The sequence below is a fragment of the Candidatus Neomarinimicrobiota bacterium genome (assembly GCA_036476315.1).
In the GTDB taxonomy this organism is placed as follows: Bacteria; Fidelibacterota; Marinisomatia; order Marinisomatales; family S15-B10; genus JAZGBI01.
This window is the reverse complement of record JAZGBI010000104.1, coordinates 1-19,376: the sequence shown is the minus strand read 5'-3', so window position 1 is coordinate 19,376 and position 19,376 is coordinate 1. Positions and strand designations below refer to the sequence as shown.

Genomic DNA, 19,376 nt, shown 5'->3' with positions numbered 1-19,376 from the left:
CGTGTCACAGGGACTTAAAGATATGATGTCCATCACGCGGCAAAGAGGGGATCTATCGGATGTACGCAACGCTCCCATTCCCAGATCTTGGGTCAGAAACGCCAACATATTCCTTCTCTTCCTCAGACCACGCAATGGCCTGAATTCTTCCCAGGCTTTTCCTCAAGGCAACCTTCTGGCCCCGTTGTTCCTGACCCTCCCGGAACGGATGGACCATCATCTCCTCCATAAAGAGAGTCTCCGGTATGAATTGGTGGTGGAAGCGCGGGTGGCCCAGAGCCTGGGCCAGGCTCATCTTGAAATCGAGATAATTGATCATCACCTGTAAAATAGCGGTGATGATCCTCGGCCCTCCGGCCCCACCCAGGATCATGACCGGCCTGTCTCCATTGACAACGATGGTGGGAGACATGCTGGAGAGGGGTCGCTTCCCCGGTTCGATGGCGTTGGCTTCGCTTCCCAGCAGTCCGAAATAGTTAGGAACACCGGGTCGAGCACTGAAATCGTCCATTTCGCAATTCAGAACAACGCCGGTTCCCGGTACGGTCACCTTGGCTCCGTAGGTGAGATTCACGGTTTGATTCACGGCAACGGCATTTCCCCACGGATCGATGACGCAGAAGTTCGTGGTGTGTCCAGCCTCCAGAGAACCCACCAGGTGCCCACCGGCTAACTGTTCTTGAACCATGATTTCCGATACAACAGAATCCGCGTAGGACCGGCTCGTAAGCTGTGCAATGGGGACAGGGTAGAAATCGATATCACCGAGATGCTCGGCCCGGTCCTCAAATGCTTTCGCCATGAAGCGGGATACAAAGAAAATACTTTTCTCATCCCACGGGGATCTTCCATCCAAAATGCCGGAGATTTCGGTCATATTCAGGAGCTGCGCCAGATGAACCCCACCGGAATTGGGAGGACCCATGCCGATGATTTCAAAATTTCTGTAGCGGCTGATAACAGGCTCCCGGGCCACTGCTTCGTAGGAAGCCATATCCGAAAATGTGAGGAGACCGCCGTTCTCTGCCATGTACGCTGCCAGTTTCCTCGCAAAATCACCTCGATAGAAGTAGTCAGTTCCCTCCTCACCAATGCGGCGATACGTCTCCGCCAGGTCCCTCTGATTGAAAATATCCCCTTCTTTGAGGGGCGACCCATCAGGATGGAAGTAGGTGGCGCTCGAGGCCGGATCCTTTCTGAGCTCCTCAATGGTCCCCCGGTAATGGGAAACATATGAGGTATCCAACAGGAACCCATTTTCGGCCACCTGGACAGACGGGCGAATCAATTCCGAAAGGGGCTGCGTTCCGGCGAGCTCCAGGGCCTTTTCATAGGCGGCCAGAATTCCCGGAACGGCGACAGCAAGGGGCCCGTTGCGGCTGAGAGCCGTGTTGACCTCTCCGTCCTCCACGTACATATCTCGGGTCGCTGCAGCCGGTGCCTTCTCCCTCCCGTCTACCGCATAGATCGTTCCGTCGACCGTCCGGATAACCATAAAACCACCTCCGCCGATTCCGGAGCTGAATTGATTCACAACCCCCAGAGCGAGGCCAGTGGCCACCGCCGCATCGACGGCATTGCCGCCTTCCTTGAGAACTTCCAGACCAATTTGGGAGGCGATCGGGTGGACGGACACCACCACTCCCCTGTTCCCCTTCTTCTGGGAACAACCCCCCAGAAGTCCCAGGAGAACAATGAAAACAAGATGGAAAATAAATGACTTATTGACGTTCATGAGCTTCAAAAAAATTGTCCGACATGATACCACTACGGCGAGGAGAATGTCAACAGAATTAAGAGGGACTACTTTTCAATCCACCCCAAAATTCCGGGAAGAATGATGACTGTAGTCAGAAAACAGGTTCCCACTCCAATAAGGAGGGCTATTCCGAGACTGCCGTAGCCTCGCCAGATAGAAAACACCAGTGAGCCGAAGGCCAGCATCGTGGTGAGAGAAGTTAACAGGATCGCTTTCCCGGTGCTTGCGAAAACAGTTCTTTCCGAATTCACGCCTTCCCGTTTCCATCGGTGCACAATGTGCACCCCATCATCGATGCCAATACCGAGGATCATGGGAATGGCCATGACATTCATGACATCCAGTTGATCTCCAACAAGCTGCATCACCCCTACCATCCAGATCATCCCCGCTCCAAGGGGAATCATCGCCATGAGGGCATGGCCGGGATGACGGAAATCGATCCACAATAAGAGGAATACCACAATCAGGGTCAACATGGCCGCATTGCGGCCGTCTCTTCCGATAATTTCGATGAGCGCCCGGAAAACAGGAGGAAATCCCGTTGCCCGCTCACTTATCTTGTCCAGATCGTCAGTGAATCGCTCGAGAAAGCGCGCATCCTGCCAGATATTGTCCCCGGGAAGTACGGTCACCAGGAATAGGGTTCTGTCATCATTAGCATACCGGTCAACAATCGACGGCGGCAACATTTCAAGTGAAATAGCCTCTCTGTTTGCCATGCCCAGAACACTCTTCTTGAAATACCCGCCAAAATCATCCTGAAAGGCGTTTAACCGTTCCGGATCGGATACATTGGCAGCAAAGTAGTCAACAAACTGGGAAAGCGACCCTTCGGTTATGTCAGCCTTTTCCCTAGCCAGGGTCCTCTGAAGGGCCATGAGGGAGACATCCTCTTCCTCCGGAATGACCCCAACCATTCGGCCTGTCTTGAGATAGACCTTGTCGTGGCCACCGAGAATGGACATGTCCTGTAACTCCACGATATTGTCCCGAAGGCGACCTAATTCCTTCTGGAATGCCGCCATCTCTTTCCTCCGAAGATCGATGATTCGGGAGTCATTCATCCTTCTGTGTATATCGTCGATGTGAGGTCTTCTTGCCGTCTGATCTTCAATGGAAGGGAGATACAGTGAAATATCTTCCACCATGGCCACGGAAGCGTAGTTTTTTGCCTCCTCCGCAAGGGTGCGTGATTCCTCCACTCCCTCTGCCACCAGGTAGGCAAAGTCCATACTCAGGTCAAACTTCTCCAGAACGGTATCCTGCAGCGTGATACTTGGTATTCCTTCCACCTCTATATTCATGTAGTTATGGTCGAACGTGATCTTGATGGCTGACCATACTAACAGAATTGTCACCACGGTCGCTCCCGCAATGGTGAATGGATAATTCCTTTTTAAAACCGTACTCATGCGGCCCAGAAAAACAAAAGAAATATCCCGGGGTTCAACTCTTCGCTGCCGTTTCTGCTTTATCCGTTCGCGGATCACGAGTAAAGAGGGTAATAAGGTTAGGCTGGAGACGCAAACTGCCAGCAGTCCAACCCCTGTGACCAGGCCCATCTCACTCAAAGCTCTCGACTGACCAATCATCAAAGCCAGGAAGGCACAGGCTGTCGTGACAGCGCCCGTCATCACCCCCTTGCCCGTCTTCAGCAAACCCTCCCTTATCGCCTTGTCCAATGGGTGGCCCAGAGCCATCATTTCGGTACAGCCGGCAATAATGTGGATGGAAAAATCGATGCCCAATCCCAATAATACCACCACGAACATAGCGGTCATGATATTCAATACGGGGACAAACAGAGCCACAACCCCCATTGCCCAGATCAGCCCCACCACGAGATTCACCAGGGCCAACAGGGGCGCGACCCACATGCGGAAAGAGAGCATTAACAGAACACCGATGGATAGGAGGGCGAGAAGGGAGGTGTACTCGAGCCCCTGCATGCTGTATACCATTTCGTCGCGTCCCAGGGGAATGGTCCCGGTGAGTCCGGCTCGAACTCCAGGAAAACCTTTCAAAGTCTCGTCCATCACGGCTTGCACGGCGTCCGTTCCTTTCACCATGAGATCGATGTCCATCAAATTGAAATTGGGGATAGCATTCAGAATGAGAGCTTTCCTGTCATAGGAAATGAAAAAGGGGTCCCCCATCAGAAGGTTATCTGCAGCTCTGTGTGATTCCTCGGGAGAAACTTTCTCACCGCGGAGATAGCGCTCCATCACCCGGAGCCAGGATTCGATCCCGTCAAGAAACATAAAGGCTCCGTCTTCCTTTTCCCGGGTACTCAACGATTCCTCGGTCTCAAAGTATTCCCGTTCAAAACTGTTGTTTATGTGGGTCAGGAGGGGAGCCAGGCTGGCGTCTTCAAACAGATCTTTCATGTTTGCCAGTTCGCTGGCCTTCATGAGCATGAATCCGCGTTCTTTGATAAAATCAACCTCCTGCTTGTAATCAACCCTGCGAACGAAAAGTCTTTTCTCTGATTCGCTCCCAGGCACGGCAAGGGGCTCCAGCAATCTTGGGGCAAGGGAATCGGCAAATGCTTTGATTCTTTCTTCCTCACCCTGGACCACGATCACGATGCTGGATGCCGAAATGAATTCCTCCAGGATCCGATCGAATTCTACGGTCCTTTTGTCCCCCCTGGGAAGCATGTCAGACCACTTGGGAGTAATCTCAATACGACTCCCCAGTGCTCCGAATAGAATTGTCAAAATCACTACTCCGATGATCATCCATCTGGTCCTGTAGACCGCTCCATGGGCAAGTCTGACCAGCAGTTTTTCTCTCATGGTTTTACCTCTCCCCTACGTTTACCAATCGCTTTCCCATCATGTTCAGCTTGAATTTCCTGACGGCATCCGGAAGGATGACTTCTCCATCCGGACTCTCAAAGAACAGGGCGTCGAATGGACACTGAACAATGCACGCTCCGCACTGGACGCAGAGGTCTCCCCTCGGCCTGGTGGCGAGGCGCTTCTCCATATCCACGTCATAGCAGTTCCTGGGACATACCTGTTCGCAGAAACCGGCTCCTTTGCACTTGTTCTCATCGATCACCACATCCAACAGTCTGTCCTTATGCAACCCGCTTTTGTAAAGAGGCGTGCTCCCCATTAAATCAATGCTCAGCATGAGAACCACAACAGCAAGCAGCGTTCCCCAGCGAAGAACAAAAGGCCAGGAAAGATGTCCCGTCGCATGCCCTATGCCAGCGAGAGCAACGATCAAGATACCCAAAAGGATCAATTGAATACCCCCGCGTCCAAAATCAAAAAAGACAAACCCAAGTCTCTTCGTCTTTGGCTGTAGCCATCTCCTGTACCAGGGGAAAGTGACGAAGATCAAAAATGATAACACCCAGATTATGAGAATGACAGGCACAATGGCTTCAGTCCAGAAGAAAAGCAGGATCAGGCTGAAGACCACCGATATGGGAAAGGCCCAAGCTATGGCCATCTCCACGCGTCGACTCAGGGGAAACTTGACTTCCTTCATCGCCGGTGGTTTGTTCAAGTTGTCTTTCAAAAAGGCGGGGACATCTTTAACATCCACCGGCCCCCAGATTACCTTCCATTTAGTCTTTTGACGGATCGCCCTGCCATCAATCCCCGTGGCGGCCAGTTGGGGCAGGATCAATTCTCTGTGATCTACGAGATCCTCAATACCGCTGGTTTTCAAAACGGAAATGATGTCGTGATTGGTGAGCATTCCGCCGGTTGCGGCACACCAGACATTGATCCCTCCACTGTTTGCCACGAGAAGAAAGGAGTCTGTTCCTTTCAGAGCCCTTTTTGCACGTTCCACCGTCAGATGAAAATTGCAGGTCAAAAGCACAGGCGAGTTTCTGTCCGGATTCCCAATTTGAATCAAACCCGTTTTGCACCCAATGGGTAGCACCCTGAGAAAAGTCTCGGCAATATTTAGCAGAAGAAAGTTTAGATGAGTCACGTTGGAGAATTTCCCGGATTCCTGGCCACAAGTTCCAGAAAACTTCTTGTGCTGTTGTACCTTGCGGACTTCACCTGGAAACCTGCTGCCGTCACCTTGTCCTGAAGGTTTTTGACCGCACGAGTCGTTGCCTGTGTCACAAGATAAGTGATCACCACGAGAGGAAACCTCACCAGCCTGATCAATAGTCTTGCAAGAAAGCCCTCCGGCCTTGATTCGTCAGCGATAAGGAAAATTCCGCCGGGCTTCAGGATTCTTCTTATTTCTTTGAGAGTATAGAGTGCCTCATCCTCACTCAATTCAGAAAAACAGAGGCCGCTCATGACGACGTCGTAGTTTTCGGCTTTCTCTTTTCCCAGCTCCGCAACGCCCATTTCCACAAGGTTCACAATCTGAGAAAACTCCGCATCGTCTACCCTCTCCTGGGCAATTCCCAGCATTTGGGGATTGATATCAATTCCTTTGACCTTCGCCCCCTTCTTTGCAGCTCTCAAAGACAGCGCGCCCGTTCCACAGCCGATGTCGAGAACATGCTGTCCACTCTTGACGTTTGACACCAACCGGTCATAAGCCCGGTCCAACCTCCCCAGAGTCATGAGGCGAATACCCACGTCGTACCGTCCGGGGGACGATTCCAGAATCTTCATTAGGACGTAGGTACTCACTAGTCAATAACCAAAGATCAAGGATCAAGTGTCAAGTAACAAGTGTCAAGGATCAAGTAGCAAGGATCAGGTATCAAGGATCAAGTAACCAGTGAACCAGTAACCAGATGGCAGTCACGAATTACGCATCACTTTCTCCATCTCTCCATTCCTCCACTTCTCCATTTCTCCAGATTTCAATAATCAATTGTCAATAGTCAATGTTCTCCATCTCTCCATTCCTCCACTTCTCCATTTCTCCAGATTTCAATAGTCAATTATCAATTCCTTGGCCCTCCACACTGTGCCGTCAGAAATAGGCCCTCACCCTTAATCTGACTCCCCAATCCTGGACTCCAAACTCGGAATCGTCATGGCCCCGGGAGGTGCTTAGAAGAAGACTCAGAACAACGTCTTCAAAAAGGCTGTATTCCAGTTGCGGGTTAATCACGGCGCTTTCGTCATTTAGATTCGCGATGCCAAACATTCCCAGAGTCAACAGATCGGTTACCGGATGATTCACGAACAGGAAAACATAGTCCTGCATTAGACTGTGTGCCTCACCGCTGAAATAGCTGAGGTAATCCTCGAGCCGCAGATTCTCCCGGTTGAGAAAACCGTTACCATTGTGGTAGTATTCCAACAGAAGGTAGGTGGAGAAATCGAACGTGTGGTCCGCCCCAACAAGGAATTCAAGGAACTCCTCATCACTTTCCACGGAAATCCAACCCCCTTCGCCCCAGACTCCCCACTTGAACAGCTCCCCTACCGCCGCTCCCCCTATCATTCTTCTCTTTTCGTTAGCTCGCGCCGGCTGGAAGGTGGAGGAGTCAAACTTGGTCAGACTCCAGTCATAGATTCCCGCTGTGGTAATAATGTCAAACCGGCCAAGTCCGATTTTGCCCCGCATCAGCCGGTCAGACGAATTCCACTCATGACCCGGTGATAGAATAAGATCAACCAGAAGACGTTCCGCTACCGGTATCTCCAGGCGAATGGAATTCACGCCGGTCTGTTCATACGTTGGGTCGAGAAGTTGCTTGCGATTAAAGATGTCCAGGGGATTCCACGCGTAGCCCGTTCCCAGCGACAGCTGCTGTTTGCCCACGGTTACGTCGAAGGCTTTCGCACTCAATCTCAGATAGGCATTATCCAGATAGAGAGTGTCTTGAAGCGAAAAAGGGAACTCGACTAATCCAATGTTCATTAATTGATCCGTCACATGAGAGGGAAGAAAATCAAACAGGTTCCATTCTTCCTGACCATGGAACAGTTGATAATTCACGTTTGCAAGAAAGGTCACTTCCTCCAGCGGTGACACGTGAAGGTCGAGGCGAACTTTGTTGTAGCCGAAAAAGTAGTCCGTGGCCCGTGATTGCATCTGGTCCATCTCGGATTCATAGTACCCGAAAAATTCGGTCTGGGATATTAGTTGATTAGGAAATTGGTATATTGGAAAAAGAAAAGCCAACCAAACGATCCTCTTAAGCTTGCTCATTTGACGATTCCTTTTTCTTCCCGATATACCGGATGAAACCATTTACAAGTTTTATTGCTTCCTCAAGATGCGCCACCATTCTATCAAACAGGTCTTTTGGAATGTAATTAAGGTCAATGCAGGATATTAGATGATCCTTAAGTTCATAAAGTGAACCTCTTGATATTCTGTAGTACTGAATAGATTCTTGATAATGATAGCGACCATACCCTTCAGCAATATTCGACGTAATCCCGATACTTGCCCGGCGAATTTGGCTACTCAAATTATATTTTTCTTCCTCTGGCAGTATTGGTAATATTTCATTATAGAATAGCAACTTCACTTCGCGACATTTTTTCCAACAATCCAGTGCGGTGAAATCCAGGGAATTCTTGATTGTCTTGGTCACGGTGTCTCTTACCTCACTCTTATTCGTTTGTTTTCACGCTCTGTCCCCAACAACTAATCAACTAATGTACTAATCACCTGCGGAGATTTCGTTCTGAGAAAAAGCCTGGGGGCGGTTCCCATCCGTACGTAATAGAAAGGGTTATCATCTCTGTCTGGGTAGCGTCTCCGTGGTTATGCATGGTCATATGCATGGCTGTCGGAATGCCATCGATTTGTTGGATATCCTTCATGAACAGGGATTTCGTCGGGACGTCTCCGTCCTCGTAGTAATCAACCTGGAGAGGATAATGGTCGTACTGTCTCACCCAGATCATCATTTTCTCATAAGCCGGGTCCTGTTCGTCAATTCCATCCAGCCGGACTTTCCAGCACGAGTCACCGTTCAGTTCTACACTCCCCAGATTGGTGGCTTTGAACTCGTGGATCCAGCTATCTCCTGAACCCATATCCTCATAAGTGAAATCACTCCCCTGCAGTTTCTGTTTTTTGGCATGGGAAGCGAGTTTGCGGATGCGGTTTGTGCGGGGAAAGTACGACCAGATATCATCGGCATTATTGAGCATGAGAAAAGCCTGATCCTTTATGCTTGCGGGTTTCGTATAGCGCATCAATGTCTTTTCACCCCTGTTGGTCGAGTACATTTCAAACACAAAGGTTCGCTTTTTCCCGGAGGTGGTGACAATCGTCTGTGTCATGACCCCCTTGCTGTTCATGGGACTCATGATTTCATTCACTTTCTCAATGATGTCCGCACCCGTTGGATTCTGACCGCGGAGAAGAAATCCGGGGGCCAAACAGAGTAGAGATAGAACCCGAAAGATCATTTTTCGATTCCTTTCATAAACGATTGAATCGCTTCATTCCTTGCTTTGTTGAATTCCGTTTCATCCTTTAATAGCACATATTGCCACGCTAGCCCATCCATGAAGGCCATCAGCAAGGTTGCCACGCCATCCAGGTTCATCTTTCTGAATTCTCCCGAATCTATCCCTTTCTGGAGAACGAGTTTAATGCGATCTCTGAATTCGCCATAGATTCTTGCCAGGGACGTTTTGCCGCGATCATGCCAGAGTCCCCGGGCCCCCTGTGCCCACAATTCCGTAACAATCAATATGGCGTCGCCCATCTCGATCATGGCATCAATGCCTTGTTCCATTAGCAACCGCAGGGTTTCTGACGGAACACGGTCATAGGCCAACAGCTCATTGATCTGACTCATCATTTCCCCCAGGACCGCTACCTCGATAGCAGAAAAAATTTCATCCTTGCTGCGAAAGTACTCATACACGGTTCCCTTCCCGATGCCTGCCTCTGCCGCAATGTCTGAAATCCTACCTCTTTCCAATCCCTCACGGGCAAAAACGGTAATGGCAGCTTCGACGATCTGAGTTTTCTTGTCTTTTTTCATTCTGCCCATAAATCAATCAAGCATACTGACCGACCGGTCAGTCAAAATTTACTGATGAATTCGCTTCCGGACAATACCGAAGGATTGTTCCGTGTTCGGACGCAAAAACTCCCTGCTGAATATGGTTGCGGGAAGTTCCTTCCTCGCCCGGCCCGGAATCGAACCATTGACATGCTCACGAAAATCTTGCCACTCATGAATGTTTGAACTTATATTTCAATAGTTCACTAATTAGTTAAATATGTAATTATTATGAGCCAGTTTGAAAAACAGGCGGTGAAAGTGTTCAAGGCACTGGCCGATCCAACCCGCTACAGAATCATTCGTCTTCTGTTGGAAAAAGAAGAATTGAGCTGCGGAGATTTTGATCAGGAATTCGACATCAGTAAGCCTGCCATGTCCCATCACTACCGGATATTGGAGAATGCTGATCTAATTGCAACCAGGAAAGCCGGGGTCCATGTCTTTGTTTCTCTCAGCCGAGAAGTACTTGACAAGTTTATCCCCCAGTTTGAATCTGCTCACCTTAAGGAGGGTGCATTCTCCCGGGAGAAATAACAATGGACGCTGTTCTTGATTGGGTCCCGTTTGGTGTTAACTAACCCCTGAACTGATGGATTGTACACTTGTCGCCGTCAATAGTCAAAGAATCTGGCCAGAGACAAAATTCGAAAGGAGATCATTATGCAATACGCCGTATTGAGTGGTCGCATTCTCTATTCTCTAATCTTCATAACGTCTGGACTTATGGGACATTTGATGGGTCTCGAGTCAGCAAGCATGTGGGTGGGATCAAAGGGGGTACCGCTTCCCTCAGTAGCTGTCATAGTCTCCGGCATCGTGATTATTGTCGGCGGAATCAGTGTCTTAGTTGGCTACAAAGCAAAAATCGGCGCCGCACTTCTTCTTATCTTTCTTGTAATCGTGGCATTTGTCATGCATGACTTTTGGGATGTAGAGGACCAGATGATGTCCCAAATGCAGATGGCGATGTTCATGAAGAACATTTCCATGGCAGGAGCGGCAATTATCATTATGTATTTCGGGTCGGGCCCGCTAAGTCTGGAAAAGAAAGACACAAAAGAGAAGGGATAGAATTCACCGTTCCATTATGCCATATTTGAGTATCTTGAGATGACAGAGGCCAATGTAATGTCTCGCTGCATTGAGGGATAACAGTGGTGCAATCCTGAATCTCCCACTAAGGTCATGAGATGTCCGCGGATGAGCGGGTGGGGATTCCAATGGAGAATGGTACAATCCACTCTGATATTGCTGTCAGTAAACCTTTGGTCTATATTGCTGCATGAAGTTCCTCCTACTCTTCCTCGATGGCGTTGGACTGGGACCGGATGATCCCAAAATCAATCCCCTGGCCCGTGCCAGGATGCCACATTTAGAAACCCTCCTTGGCGGAGAGAAACTTGTCTCCCATGGGCAACTGGAAACGGGGCGGGCCACCCTGAAGGCTCTCGATGCGTGTCTGGGAGTAGACGGGCTGCCCCAGAGTGCCACTGGCCAGGCCGCCCTGCTCACCGGTCAAAATGTGCCCGCCATAGTTGGATATCATCATGGACCCAGGCCAAATTCGGATATCGCCAGATTCCTGAAGGGTGGGAGTTTGCTGACCACTCTGGTGAACCGGGGTTGCCGTGTGGCGTTCGTGAATGCTTTCCCTCCCCAATATTTCGAAACCACGTCATCTGGCCCCCGAGCCAGGGGGACCATCGCTCAAGCGGTTCTCGGCGCCGGAATCCCTCTGAAAACTGTGGATGATCTCCTGAATGGAGAAGCCCTGTCTGCCGACTTCACGGGCAGCGCATGGAGGGACCGCCTGGGCTTCACAGACATCCCCCTTCTGGAACCGCACGAGGCCGGAGAACGTCTCGCGACATTGGCTCAACGGAACGACTTTACCCTTTTTGAGTTCTGGCTTAGTGATTACATTGGACACAGACGAAACATGGAGACGGCCTCTACCATGCTGGCAACCGTTGACCAGGTGCTGGGGGGTCTTCTTGACGCCTGGGACGAAGATCGGGGATTGATCCTCATAACGTCCGATCACGGCAATCTGGAAGACCTGAGCACCCGCCGCCACACCACAAATTCTGTCCCCGGCTTGATTATTGGCCCGCCCCACTACCGATACCCTTTTTCGGCGTCCTTGCGCAATCTCACCCATATTGCTCCTGCTATCGCCCGTCTTTTTGAACCAGGAAGTGGGTAGTCCCACGGTTCCGTTTGGGATTCCACGAGTCCCGGCCTAAATTCCACATCCCATGAAATTGAAACTCCACCGGCAGATTCTCATCTCCATAGTCCTCAGGAGTATCGAATTGGACAGGGTGCAGTTTGACAAACAGTAAATCTTCAAACTTTCTGCTTTTTTCTATTCTGTTTGGGATTATTGCCGGCATTGCGGTGGGTGGCTTATGGCCTGAGGCGGGCAGATCAATCAAATTCATAGGCGATGTGTTTATCAAGGCACTGCTAATGCTGGTCGTGCCACTGGTCATGGCTTCTATGGTTGTGGGCATTACTCAGCTTGGGGATGTTCGACGGCTCGGTGGCATTGGAGGCAGAACGATCACCTACTATATGATCACGACCGCTCTGTCGGTCATCGTCGGTATAGCACTTGTGAATGTCATCAAACCCGGTCGAGCTGACACAGAACAAGAACGTATCGCACTGCGCGGTGGGGAACTTCTAGAAGGAACCCGCTACTCTATTCAAGAAAACACAATTATCCTGGAGGACTCAATCTTTCAGCGGTCTTACGACGACCGTTACATGGTTATCTTGCCGGATCAGAACAATATTCGCGGGACTGTGACGAAAGAGAATACTCCATCGGAATCCAGCCTTACAGTGGCAGGCTGGATCGATCCCCGGGGTAAATCGGTCATCCCGGATTCCCACGGGAAAGGCGTTCGTGTTGATCTCGCAGTCGCTCAGCGGGTAAAAGGGAAGTCACAATCAATTGGTGTGGTACTCCGTGATGTCGTAGTGGGCCTGGTCCCACGCAACCTTTTCCGGGCCATGGCAAACAATGATATTTTACCTCTCATCATATTCTCACTGATCTTTGGTGCTGTTTTGACAACACTGGGTGAACCGGGTCGCCCCCTCATCACGTTCTTCCAGGGCCTCAACGCTGCCATCATGCGAATCGTTCACCTGTTGATGTTGACTGCCCCTGTTGGAATCGGAGCCTTAATAGCCGGAAGACTTGGCGATGCCGGTGGATTTATCGGCTTTCTACCCGAATTGGCTAGGCTGGGCAAATATGCGCTTGCGGTTACTACGGGACTTCTTATTCATGGCATCATCACTCTGCCACTCATTCTATTCTTCCTGGGTAAGCAGCGCATTTGGACCTATGTGGTCAATATGGCAACTGCCATCTCCACTGCATTTTCCACGGCTTCCAGCGCAGCCACTCTTCCACTGACAATGGAATGCGTAACAAAAAAGAATAAAGTCTCCGAACGGACTGCCAGTTTCGTCCTACCTTTAGGTGCCACGATCAACATGGACGGAACAGCTCTTTACGAAGCCGTCGCCGCCATCTTCATTGCGCAAATCTATGGCATTGACCTTGGACCTGCCCACATGGTCGTCATATTCCTGACGGCTACTTTGGCTGCCATCGGTGCAGCTGGGATCCCTGAAGCAGGCCTGGTTACGATGGTGATCGTTCTCCAAGCAGTGAATCTACCCATTGAAGGTATCTCGTTGATTCTCGTCATTGACTGGTTCCTGGATCGATGCCGCACTGCGGTAAACGTCTGGGGTGACGCGGTAGGATCAGCAGTGGTTGAGCAGTTTGAAGGTAAAAGAGAATAGCGAGATCAAGCCGGAACGGGTTACTCTCCGAAAAACCCTTGGCGCTTTTGACGGCGTAGCCATATTGATCGGCATTACCATTGGTGCGGGTATTTACTCAACACCACAAATTATTGCCGGCTATCTTGAATCCTTCTATAACATCATTGCTCTTTGGATACTGGTGGGCCTTTTTGTTTTCCTGGGCGGCTTGATTTATGGTGAGTTGGGAAGCCGGTTGCCCAACACTGGCGGGGAATACATATACATAAGCCGATGCTTCGGACCTTTTGCCGGCTTTATGTTCGGATGGGCGCAGCTTTTCATCATAAGGACAAGCCCGGCTGCCGGCCTCGCAATCATTACCGCAGACTATCTTGGCTATTTTGTACAATTAAACAGCTTCGCCCACACTGCTGTGGCCATCTCGGTCATTATGCTGCTTGGCGCAGTTAACTATATTGGAGTCCAATGGGCGAGCATCTATCAGAAAACTTCGACCGTGGTGAAGATCGGCGGCCTTATCACCCTGGTGCTATTTGGATTGATTCTAATACGAGGTCATGAAAACCTGCTTTCTACCAGCGCACCGGTTACCAGCACTCTCAGTCCGGTTGGAAATACCGTTGCCGCGCTCATGCTAATTGTCTTCACTTACATTGGTTGGGACCGCGTAGGGTACGTGGCAGGAGAAATGAAGAACCCAAGGCGAGTCGTTCCACTGAGCATGTTCATAGGCATTGGCACCATAATTGTTGTTTACGCATTGACGAATATGATCTATCACCAAACTCTCGGTATGGCGGGCATGCGGGAGAGCACCATCGTCGCCTCTGATACAGCAACCAAGCTAATTGGATCCACCGGCGCGGGTTTTATCGCCCTTCTGGCTATGATATCGACCACAGGGAGCATTAATGGGACCATGATGACGGCCACTAGAGCCTACTATGCCATGGCGAAGGACGGCCTCTTTTTTAAGTGGCTCAATTTTATCCACCCAAGGTTTCGAACGCCGTCGCGCGCGATCCTAGCCCACTGTATCTGGGGATCTTGCATCGTGCTGATAAGGGGTACATTCGAAACAATTGTCGGCGGTATGGTTTTCGCTATTCTCATATTCTATACCTTTACAACGCTTGCCCTTTTCAGACTTCGGAAAAATGAAGCCGGTGGTCAAGACGTCTATCGCATGCCACTGTATCCAATTCTTCCCGGCCTCTACCTTGCGGGTATTCTCACCCTCCTCATGATTAGAGCTGTGTTTGAATGGGAAAAGTCACTGGTTGATCTCGCTTTCATCGCAATAGGATTGCCTTTTTCCCTCATTTGGCTGAGGCGTAAGGACAAGAGACGTTAGGCTGATCTATTCATCCACACCTGCCCGACATGCTGGTCAGGCGGGAATTTCACGGAGTCTAAACATTTGATATATGACACCTTAATACCATTTCATTTCAAATTTTTATGTTTGTATTCTTATCGTGCATTCTGTTCCTAATTTCATATTTATAATGATTGTCTGTCTCCTCGGCCTGCCTGTCCCGCCAAAGGCGGCGGTCCCGTTAAATGCGAAGCTATTTAATCGGGGTGCCTCAGTGGTTCACCCCGTGAAATGCGACTAGACTATTTCACACGGCAAATCTCATCTCAAGATCCTTTGGAAGATCATGTGGATCTCAAGATCCTGCGGATAATTCAGGTTAGTAATACCCGCTAGTACGACATCAGGGTGGGGTCCACCTGAAGTGTCCAGGCTTTGATGCCACCTGCCATATTCTTAACCCGGGTGTATCCCCGGTTCATAAGAAATTCCGTTACGGTGGCGGATCGCTGTCCCGTATGACAATGGACAACAATCTCTCTGGACGGATCCAGGTCTTCAAGGCGAGAGGGTACGGAGTTCATCGGGATGAACAGAGCACCGTCGAGGCAGGCAATTTCCTGTTCCCATGGTTCCCGTACGTCCAGGATAGTGACCTTTTCTCCACTGTCAAGCTTTTCCTTCACCTTCTGGACATCAATTTCCGGGACGGTCACCTTTTCGCCTGTCCCTGAAACATCGCAGAATCCCTCGTAATCGATGGGCTCCGTGACGGTGGGCGACCTTCCGCACACGACGCAGTCTTCATTTTTCTGCAGCTTCACCTCCCTGAACGTCATGGAGAGAGCGTCAAAGAGCAGCAGGCGACCGATCAACGGTTCCCCCGCACCGGTGATCCACTTGATGGCCTCGGCTGCCTGCAAAGAACCGACAATTCCGGGGAGAACTCCCAGAACTCCTCCTTCAGCACATGAGGGCACCAGTCCCGGAGGTGGAGGGTCCGAAAAGAGACACCGGTAGCACGGCCCCTCTTTTGCGTAGAAGAGAGAAACCTGTCCGTCAAACCTGAAGATTGAGCCGTAAACGTTTGGCTTACCCAGGAAAACGGAAATATCATTCACGAGGTATCGGGTTGGAAAATTGTCTGTCCCGTCGATGATGATGTCGTAACCGCCGGCTATCCCCATGGCGTTGGAAGAGGACAAAGGTTCTTCGTATGTTTCCACATGAATTCGGGGATTGAGACCTTCGAGTCGCTCCTTTGCCCTTTGCACCTTCGGTTGTCCCACGTCTTCTGACGAATAAAGAATCTGCCGCTGCAGGTTGGGAAGATCCACCACATCAAAGTCCACCAGACCGATTCGCCCTACGCCGGCGGCGGCAAGGTAGAGCGATACGGGGCTTCCGAGACCTCCGGCTCCCACCACCAGAACCGCGGAGTCCTTGAGCTTTCGTTGACCCTCCAACCCGATTTCCGGAAGGGAAAAATGACGGCTGTACCGAAGATATTCATGGCGGTCAAAGGGGGTTCCGTTATTCTTACCACCGGCGATGGAAGGTATGATCATCACCTCATCCCCATCGCTCAAGGCAGTATGCATGCCCTTTAGTTGTCGGATATCATTCCGTCCTATATATACATTGACAAATCTCCTCAGGTTACCGTCATCACCGTAGAGCTGGGAGCCGAGTTCCTGGTGACGGGAGATAACAGCCGCCAGGGCATCTTTTACCGTCTTCGCCGATACACGAACGGTGGCCTCGCTTTCCGTAAATCGGCGAAGAGGCGATGGAATTCTCACGGTCACGTTCATGGATGTTCCTCCTCTACTCTTTCCTTAAGGGACCTCACCTCCACCAATTTCGAACCGTCAGCTGAAAGTTCCCACCACCGAAAGTCAGTCACCTTGGCTCCCTCAATACCGACGATGAGGTAGACAAGACCGGGGACCGCCCACTCCTCATCGTACTGAGAGGGAACGGCAGGATGATCGGGATGGGAGTGATAGACGCCCGACAGGTTCAATCCCGATTCATCGGCAAATCTTTCCCCCTCCATATAGTCTGCCGGGGAAATCCTGTATCTTCTCGTTCGTAAATGGACATAGCCGTTATTCGCAGGCCTTGATATCCATACCTGGCCATGACCTTCCTTCTCGTATCCATAGAGAAATCCGCAGCATTCTTCCGGATAGGCAGCCAATGCATGCTTACTCACCGACATTAACACCTCATCCTTGACTCTTGTCAATTCATCCATGCCATCTCTTCTTCCTGCCATAGCCCGGTGGTGAGATATCTTTCCCCTGTATCGTTGAGCAAGGTAACGATACAAGCCTTGTGATCATCGGCCAAGACCTTCTCCACGGCGGCCAGATAGGCTCCTGAGGATTGACCAACGAAAAGACCTTCCAGGGCCAGACCGTGACAGTACCTCTGGGCTTCATCCGACGTAACCTCCATCGTATGATCGATGACCGTCTCATCGAGAATGTCGGGAATAATGTCATCGGGATCACCCAGGGGTTTCAGTCCCTCGATCCCAGGAAATCGTTCGGGTCTTACAGAGATCACCATAGTCGTCTTATCCTTTTCTTTCAATCGTCTCCCAATACCGGTGATGGAGCCTCCCGTTCCGATGCCCCCTACAAAATATGTCAAATCGGGCACCTGGTACAAAATCTCTTCCGCTGTCGTCTCATAATGGGCCAGCCAGTTGTCATCATTGGCGTACTGATCTGCCAGAAAGTATTTCTCAGAGGCCTTACGGTGGCGATGGTGCACCTCCCTCAGGGCCTCGTCGTACCCTTCCAGAGGATCAGTGGTTACGATCCTCGCCCCGTGGGCCCTTATTCTCACCAACCGCTCCCTGCCGGCATTGCCAGGAATAACCAGTTCCACCCTGAAACCAAGGGCCTTACCAAACATGGCATAGGCGATGCCGGCATTACCCGATGTGGAGTCGAGAATCGTTTTGCCATTCGCCAGCTCACCCCGTTTAACCGCCTGCTGGAGCATTCTTGCTACGGGCCTGTCCTTCAATGAACCACCGGGATTCATAAATTCCGCCTTTCCGAAGACCCGACTCCCGGGATAGTCCTTCTGAAAAAGGGTCAGGGGAATCATCGGGGTATCTCCAATGAGGGAGAATATATCGCGAGCCCCCTCCGCCGGGGTCTCCCAATTCCCCCTGTGCCTAGACTTCGCCATGAATGTGATCTTTTTCCAGAACACAGTTCACACAGATTTCCGCCGGAAACAAACCTGCCTTAGCCAGGAATCGGTAGATGGCACACCCAGCACAGAATCCAACAAACGCCTCAAGAAAAGCAAAAACGACCAGTACAGACAACAGAGCCCTGGCCCACAGAAGAGAATCCACCAGAATAAGAAGGCCAGCGCCGGATGTCAGGAGTGCCCCCATCAACTGAGCGAAACGCTTGGGAGTTCCAGCAATGGGCTTTTTTTCCCTTCCGAGAAGTGGGACCAATAGCCTGGTGGCAATCTTTGCAGCGGGACTGTACCGGGGACCCCATCCAACTCTCAGCCAGAAGCCAACGGCCAAGAAGGGAATGACCCACCACGCCTCAAGCACCAAGACTACCGTGGTCCAGATAACTATCTGGAGGGCCACCACCCGGGCGGTCCAATCATTCACCACCTGGGGAAAATAGAAGAAGTTCCCTGACGAACTCATTATTGTCACTGATATCCCAGTCGAACCAAACTCCTATGCCCTGAAATCACGGTACACCAATTCAGGCAATTCATGTCTTAGTCCCCGTCACCTACCCGACAATATATCTATTGTCAACCTCTCTGAAATCAACTGCTTTACCAAATCCCATAAATAGGACTAATTTAATCGCATTTAATTTACAAACCCTTTTGTCGTCAATCAACTCCCAAAATGTTGCCCAATCCACCTGAATCCTTTGCATAAAAAAAACCGCCCAAAGAAGGAGGCGATTACAATAACAGAGACTTTTTTCGGCGTTTTACCGCACATCTGACCTCACGAAAGGCCAAGGCACCGTAACGTCTCCTCGTTCGGTTGCCGTCCCCTCCATTTCATCGGGGGAACTCTTGATGCAATGTAAAAAAGCGCGTAGAATTAAGTTAGATCCCCAATGAACTAATTGCAAGCAAACTTGCGAAGAATATTCCCCATCCTTGATTATGCCATTGGGGAACATCTTCGTTGACACAATAGAGGAAAACATAGACGCCTGTGCGCCAGAGGTGCCTGAACTGTCGCTGGATTTTCCCAGACCGGTCGTAGTAGCTCCCTTTCAGTGAGTTTAGCCTGAATTATCCACAGGATCTTGAGATTCACCACGAAGCCACACCTGCCCGCCCTCCCGAGGAGGAGGGAGCAAGCGGAAAGGTCACAGAGAAGTATAATTAACATAGGTTTAGAGAACGATAACGTGTCTAAAATACCCTCATAAATAGATTTGAATTGAATCATTATAAGTTTTTTAATATCAAATTGATATATTCTGTGTTCTTCCTGTCCCGATCAAGTCGGGATGTGGCTATTGAATAGTTCAGGTTAG

At 50.4% G+C, this 19,376-nt stretch carries 17 protein-coding genes and 1 riboswitch; of the genes, 5 read left to right on the top strand and 12 right to left on the bottom strand.

What is annotated here, in order from left to right; translation table 11 throughout:
• Positions 1 to 52 precede the first annotated feature (52 nt).
• The 8 genes from ggt to V3U24_10960 all read right to left on the bottom strand — a co-directional run bounded on the left by ggt (position 53) and on the right by V3U24_10960 (position 9,662).
• A complete protein-coding gene (ggt, locus tag V3U24_10995) occupies positions 53 to 1,735 on the bottom strand; it encodes a gamma-glutamyltransferase (protein MEE9167969.1) in 1,683 nt (560 codons plus the stop codon).
• A 68-nt stretch (positions 1,736 to 1,803) separates the two neighbouring features.
• Complete coding sequence (locus tag V3U24_10990; protein MEE9167968.1) at positions 1,804 to 4,560, bottom strand: MMPL family transporter; 2,757 nt, start codon at positions 4,558 to 4,560, stop codon at positions 1,804 to 1,806.
• Between the two features lie 4 nt (positions 4,561 to 4,564).
• Entirely contained in the window at positions 4,565 to 5,719 is a 1,155-nt protein-coding gene (locus V3U24_10985; GenBank protein MEE9167967.1) for an HgcAB-like fusion protein, read from the bottom strand.
• Positions 5,716 to 6,384 (bottom strand): corrinoid protein-associated methyltransferase CpaM, encoded by a 669-nt coding sequence (cpaM, locus tag V3U24_10980; protein ID MEE9167966.1) that lies wholly within the window; start codon positions 6,382 to 6,384, stop codon positions 5,716 to 5,718. The genes V3U24_10985 and cpaM overlap by 4 nt, the downstream gene beginning before the upstream one ends.
• 289 nt (positions 6,385 to 6,673) lie before the next feature.
• Positions 6,674 to 7,744, bottom strand: coding sequence for a hypothetical protein (locus V3U24_10975; protein MEE9167965.1), 1,071 nt, complete (start codon positions 7,742 to 7,744; stop codon positions 6,674 to 6,676).
• Positions 7,745 to 7,847: 103 nt separating this feature from the next.
• Positions 7,848 to 8,252 (bottom strand): four helix bundle protein, encoded by a 405-nt coding sequence (locus V3U24_10970; GenBank protein ID MEE9167964.1) that lies wholly within the window; start codon positions 8,250 to 8,252, stop codon positions 7,848 to 7,850.
• A 73-nt stretch (positions 8,253 to 8,325) separates the two neighbouring features.
• The gene (locus tag V3U24_10965) at positions 8,326 to 9,078 is read right to left on the bottom strand and encodes an outer membrane lipoprotein-sorting protein (GenBank protein ID MEE9167963.1); all 753 of its coding nucleotides are present in this window, start codon (positions 9,076 to 9,078) and stop codon (positions 8,326 to 8,328) included.
• Positions 9,075 to 9,662, bottom strand: a complete 588-nt coding sequence (locus V3U24_10960; GenBank protein MEE9167962.1) for a TetR/AcrR family transcriptional regulator — start codon at positions 9,660 to 9,662, stop codon at positions 9,075 to 9,077. Before V3U24_10960 ends, V3U24_10965 begins: the two co-directional genes overlap by 4 nt.
• A 252-nt stretch (positions 9,663 to 9,914) precedes the next feature.
• On the opposite strand from V3U24_10960, the gene V3U24_10955 reads away from it, so the two are divergent.
• From V3U24_10955 to V3U24_10935, 5 genes are all read left to right on the top strand, one after another.
• Positions 9,915 to 10,220 (top strand): metalloregulator ArsR/SmtB family transcription factor, encoded by a 306-nt coding sequence (locus tag V3U24_10955; GenBank protein MEE9167961.1) that lies wholly within the window; start codon positions 9,915 to 9,917, stop codon positions 10,218 to 10,220.
• A gap of 126 nt (positions 10,221 to 10,346) precedes the next feature.
• Positions 10,347 to 10,757, top strand: coding sequence for a DoxX family protein (locus V3U24_10950; protein MEE9167960.1), 411 nt, complete (start codon positions 10,347 to 10,349; stop codon positions 10,755 to 10,757).
• 211 nt (positions 10,758 to 10,968) lie between these two features.
• Positions 10,969 to 11,892 carry an alkaline phosphatase family protein gene (locus V3U24_10945; GenBank protein ID MEE9167959.1) on the top strand — a complete coding sequence of 308 codons (924 nt, stop codon included), beginning with the start codon at positions 10,969 to 10,971 and terminating at the stop codon, positions 11,890 to 11,892.
• Between the two features lie 125 nt (positions 11,893 to 12,017).
• Positions 12,018 to 13,514 carry a dicarboxylate/amino acid:cation symporter gene (locus V3U24_10940; protein ID MEE9167958.1) on the top strand — a complete coding sequence of 499 codons (1,497 nt, stop codon included), beginning with the start codon at positions 12,018 to 12,020 and terminating at the stop codon, positions 13,512 to 13,514.
• The gene (locus V3U24_10935; GenBank protein MEE9167957.1) at positions 13,486 to 14,853 is read left to right on the top strand and encodes an amino acid permease; all 1,368 of its coding nucleotides are present in this window, start codon (positions 13,486 to 13,488) and stop codon (positions 14,851 to 14,853) included. The genes V3U24_10940 and V3U24_10935 overlap by 29 nt, the downstream gene beginning before the upstream one ends.
• Before the next feature lie 356 nt (positions 14,854 to 15,209).
• Here V3U24_10935 and moeB read toward each other — a convergent pair whose 3' ends face one another.
• Genes moeB through V3U24_10915 form a run of 4 tightly spaced genes read right to left on the bottom strand, consistent with a single transcriptional unit; the run spans position 15,210 to position 18,514 of the window.
• Entirely contained in the window at positions 15,210 to 16,631 is a 1,422-nt protein-coding gene (gene moeB, locus V3U24_10930) for a molybdopterin-synthase adenylyltransferase MoeB (protein ID MEE9167956.1), read from the bottom strand.
• Complete coding sequence (locus V3U24_10925) at positions 16,628 to 17,077, bottom strand: M67 family metallopeptidase (GenBank protein MEE9167955.1); 450 nt, start codon at positions 17,075 to 17,077, stop codon at positions 16,628 to 16,630. The genes moeB and V3U24_10925 overlap by 4 nt, the downstream gene beginning before the upstream one ends.
• The gene (locus V3U24_10920) at positions 17,065 to 18,027 is read right to left on the bottom strand and encodes a cysteine synthase family protein (protein ID MEE9167954.1); all 963 of its coding nucleotides are present in this window, start codon (positions 18,025 to 18,027) and stop codon (positions 17,065 to 17,067) included. Before V3U24_10920 ends, V3U24_10925 begins: the two co-directional genes overlap by 13 nt.
• The gene (locus V3U24_10915) at positions 18,014 to 18,514 is read right to left on the bottom strand and encodes a DUF4395 domain-containing protein (GenBank protein MEE9167953.1); all 501 of its coding nucleotides are present in this window, start codon (positions 18,512 to 18,514) and stop codon (positions 18,014 to 18,016) included. The genes V3U24_10920 and V3U24_10915 overlap by 14 nt, the downstream gene beginning before the upstream one ends.
• Positions 18,515 to 18,792: 278 nt before the next feature.
• Positions 18,793 to 18,915: riboswitch (SAM-I-IV-variant riboswitch) on the bottom strand.
• Positions 18,916 to 19,376 lie beyond the last annotated feature (461 nt).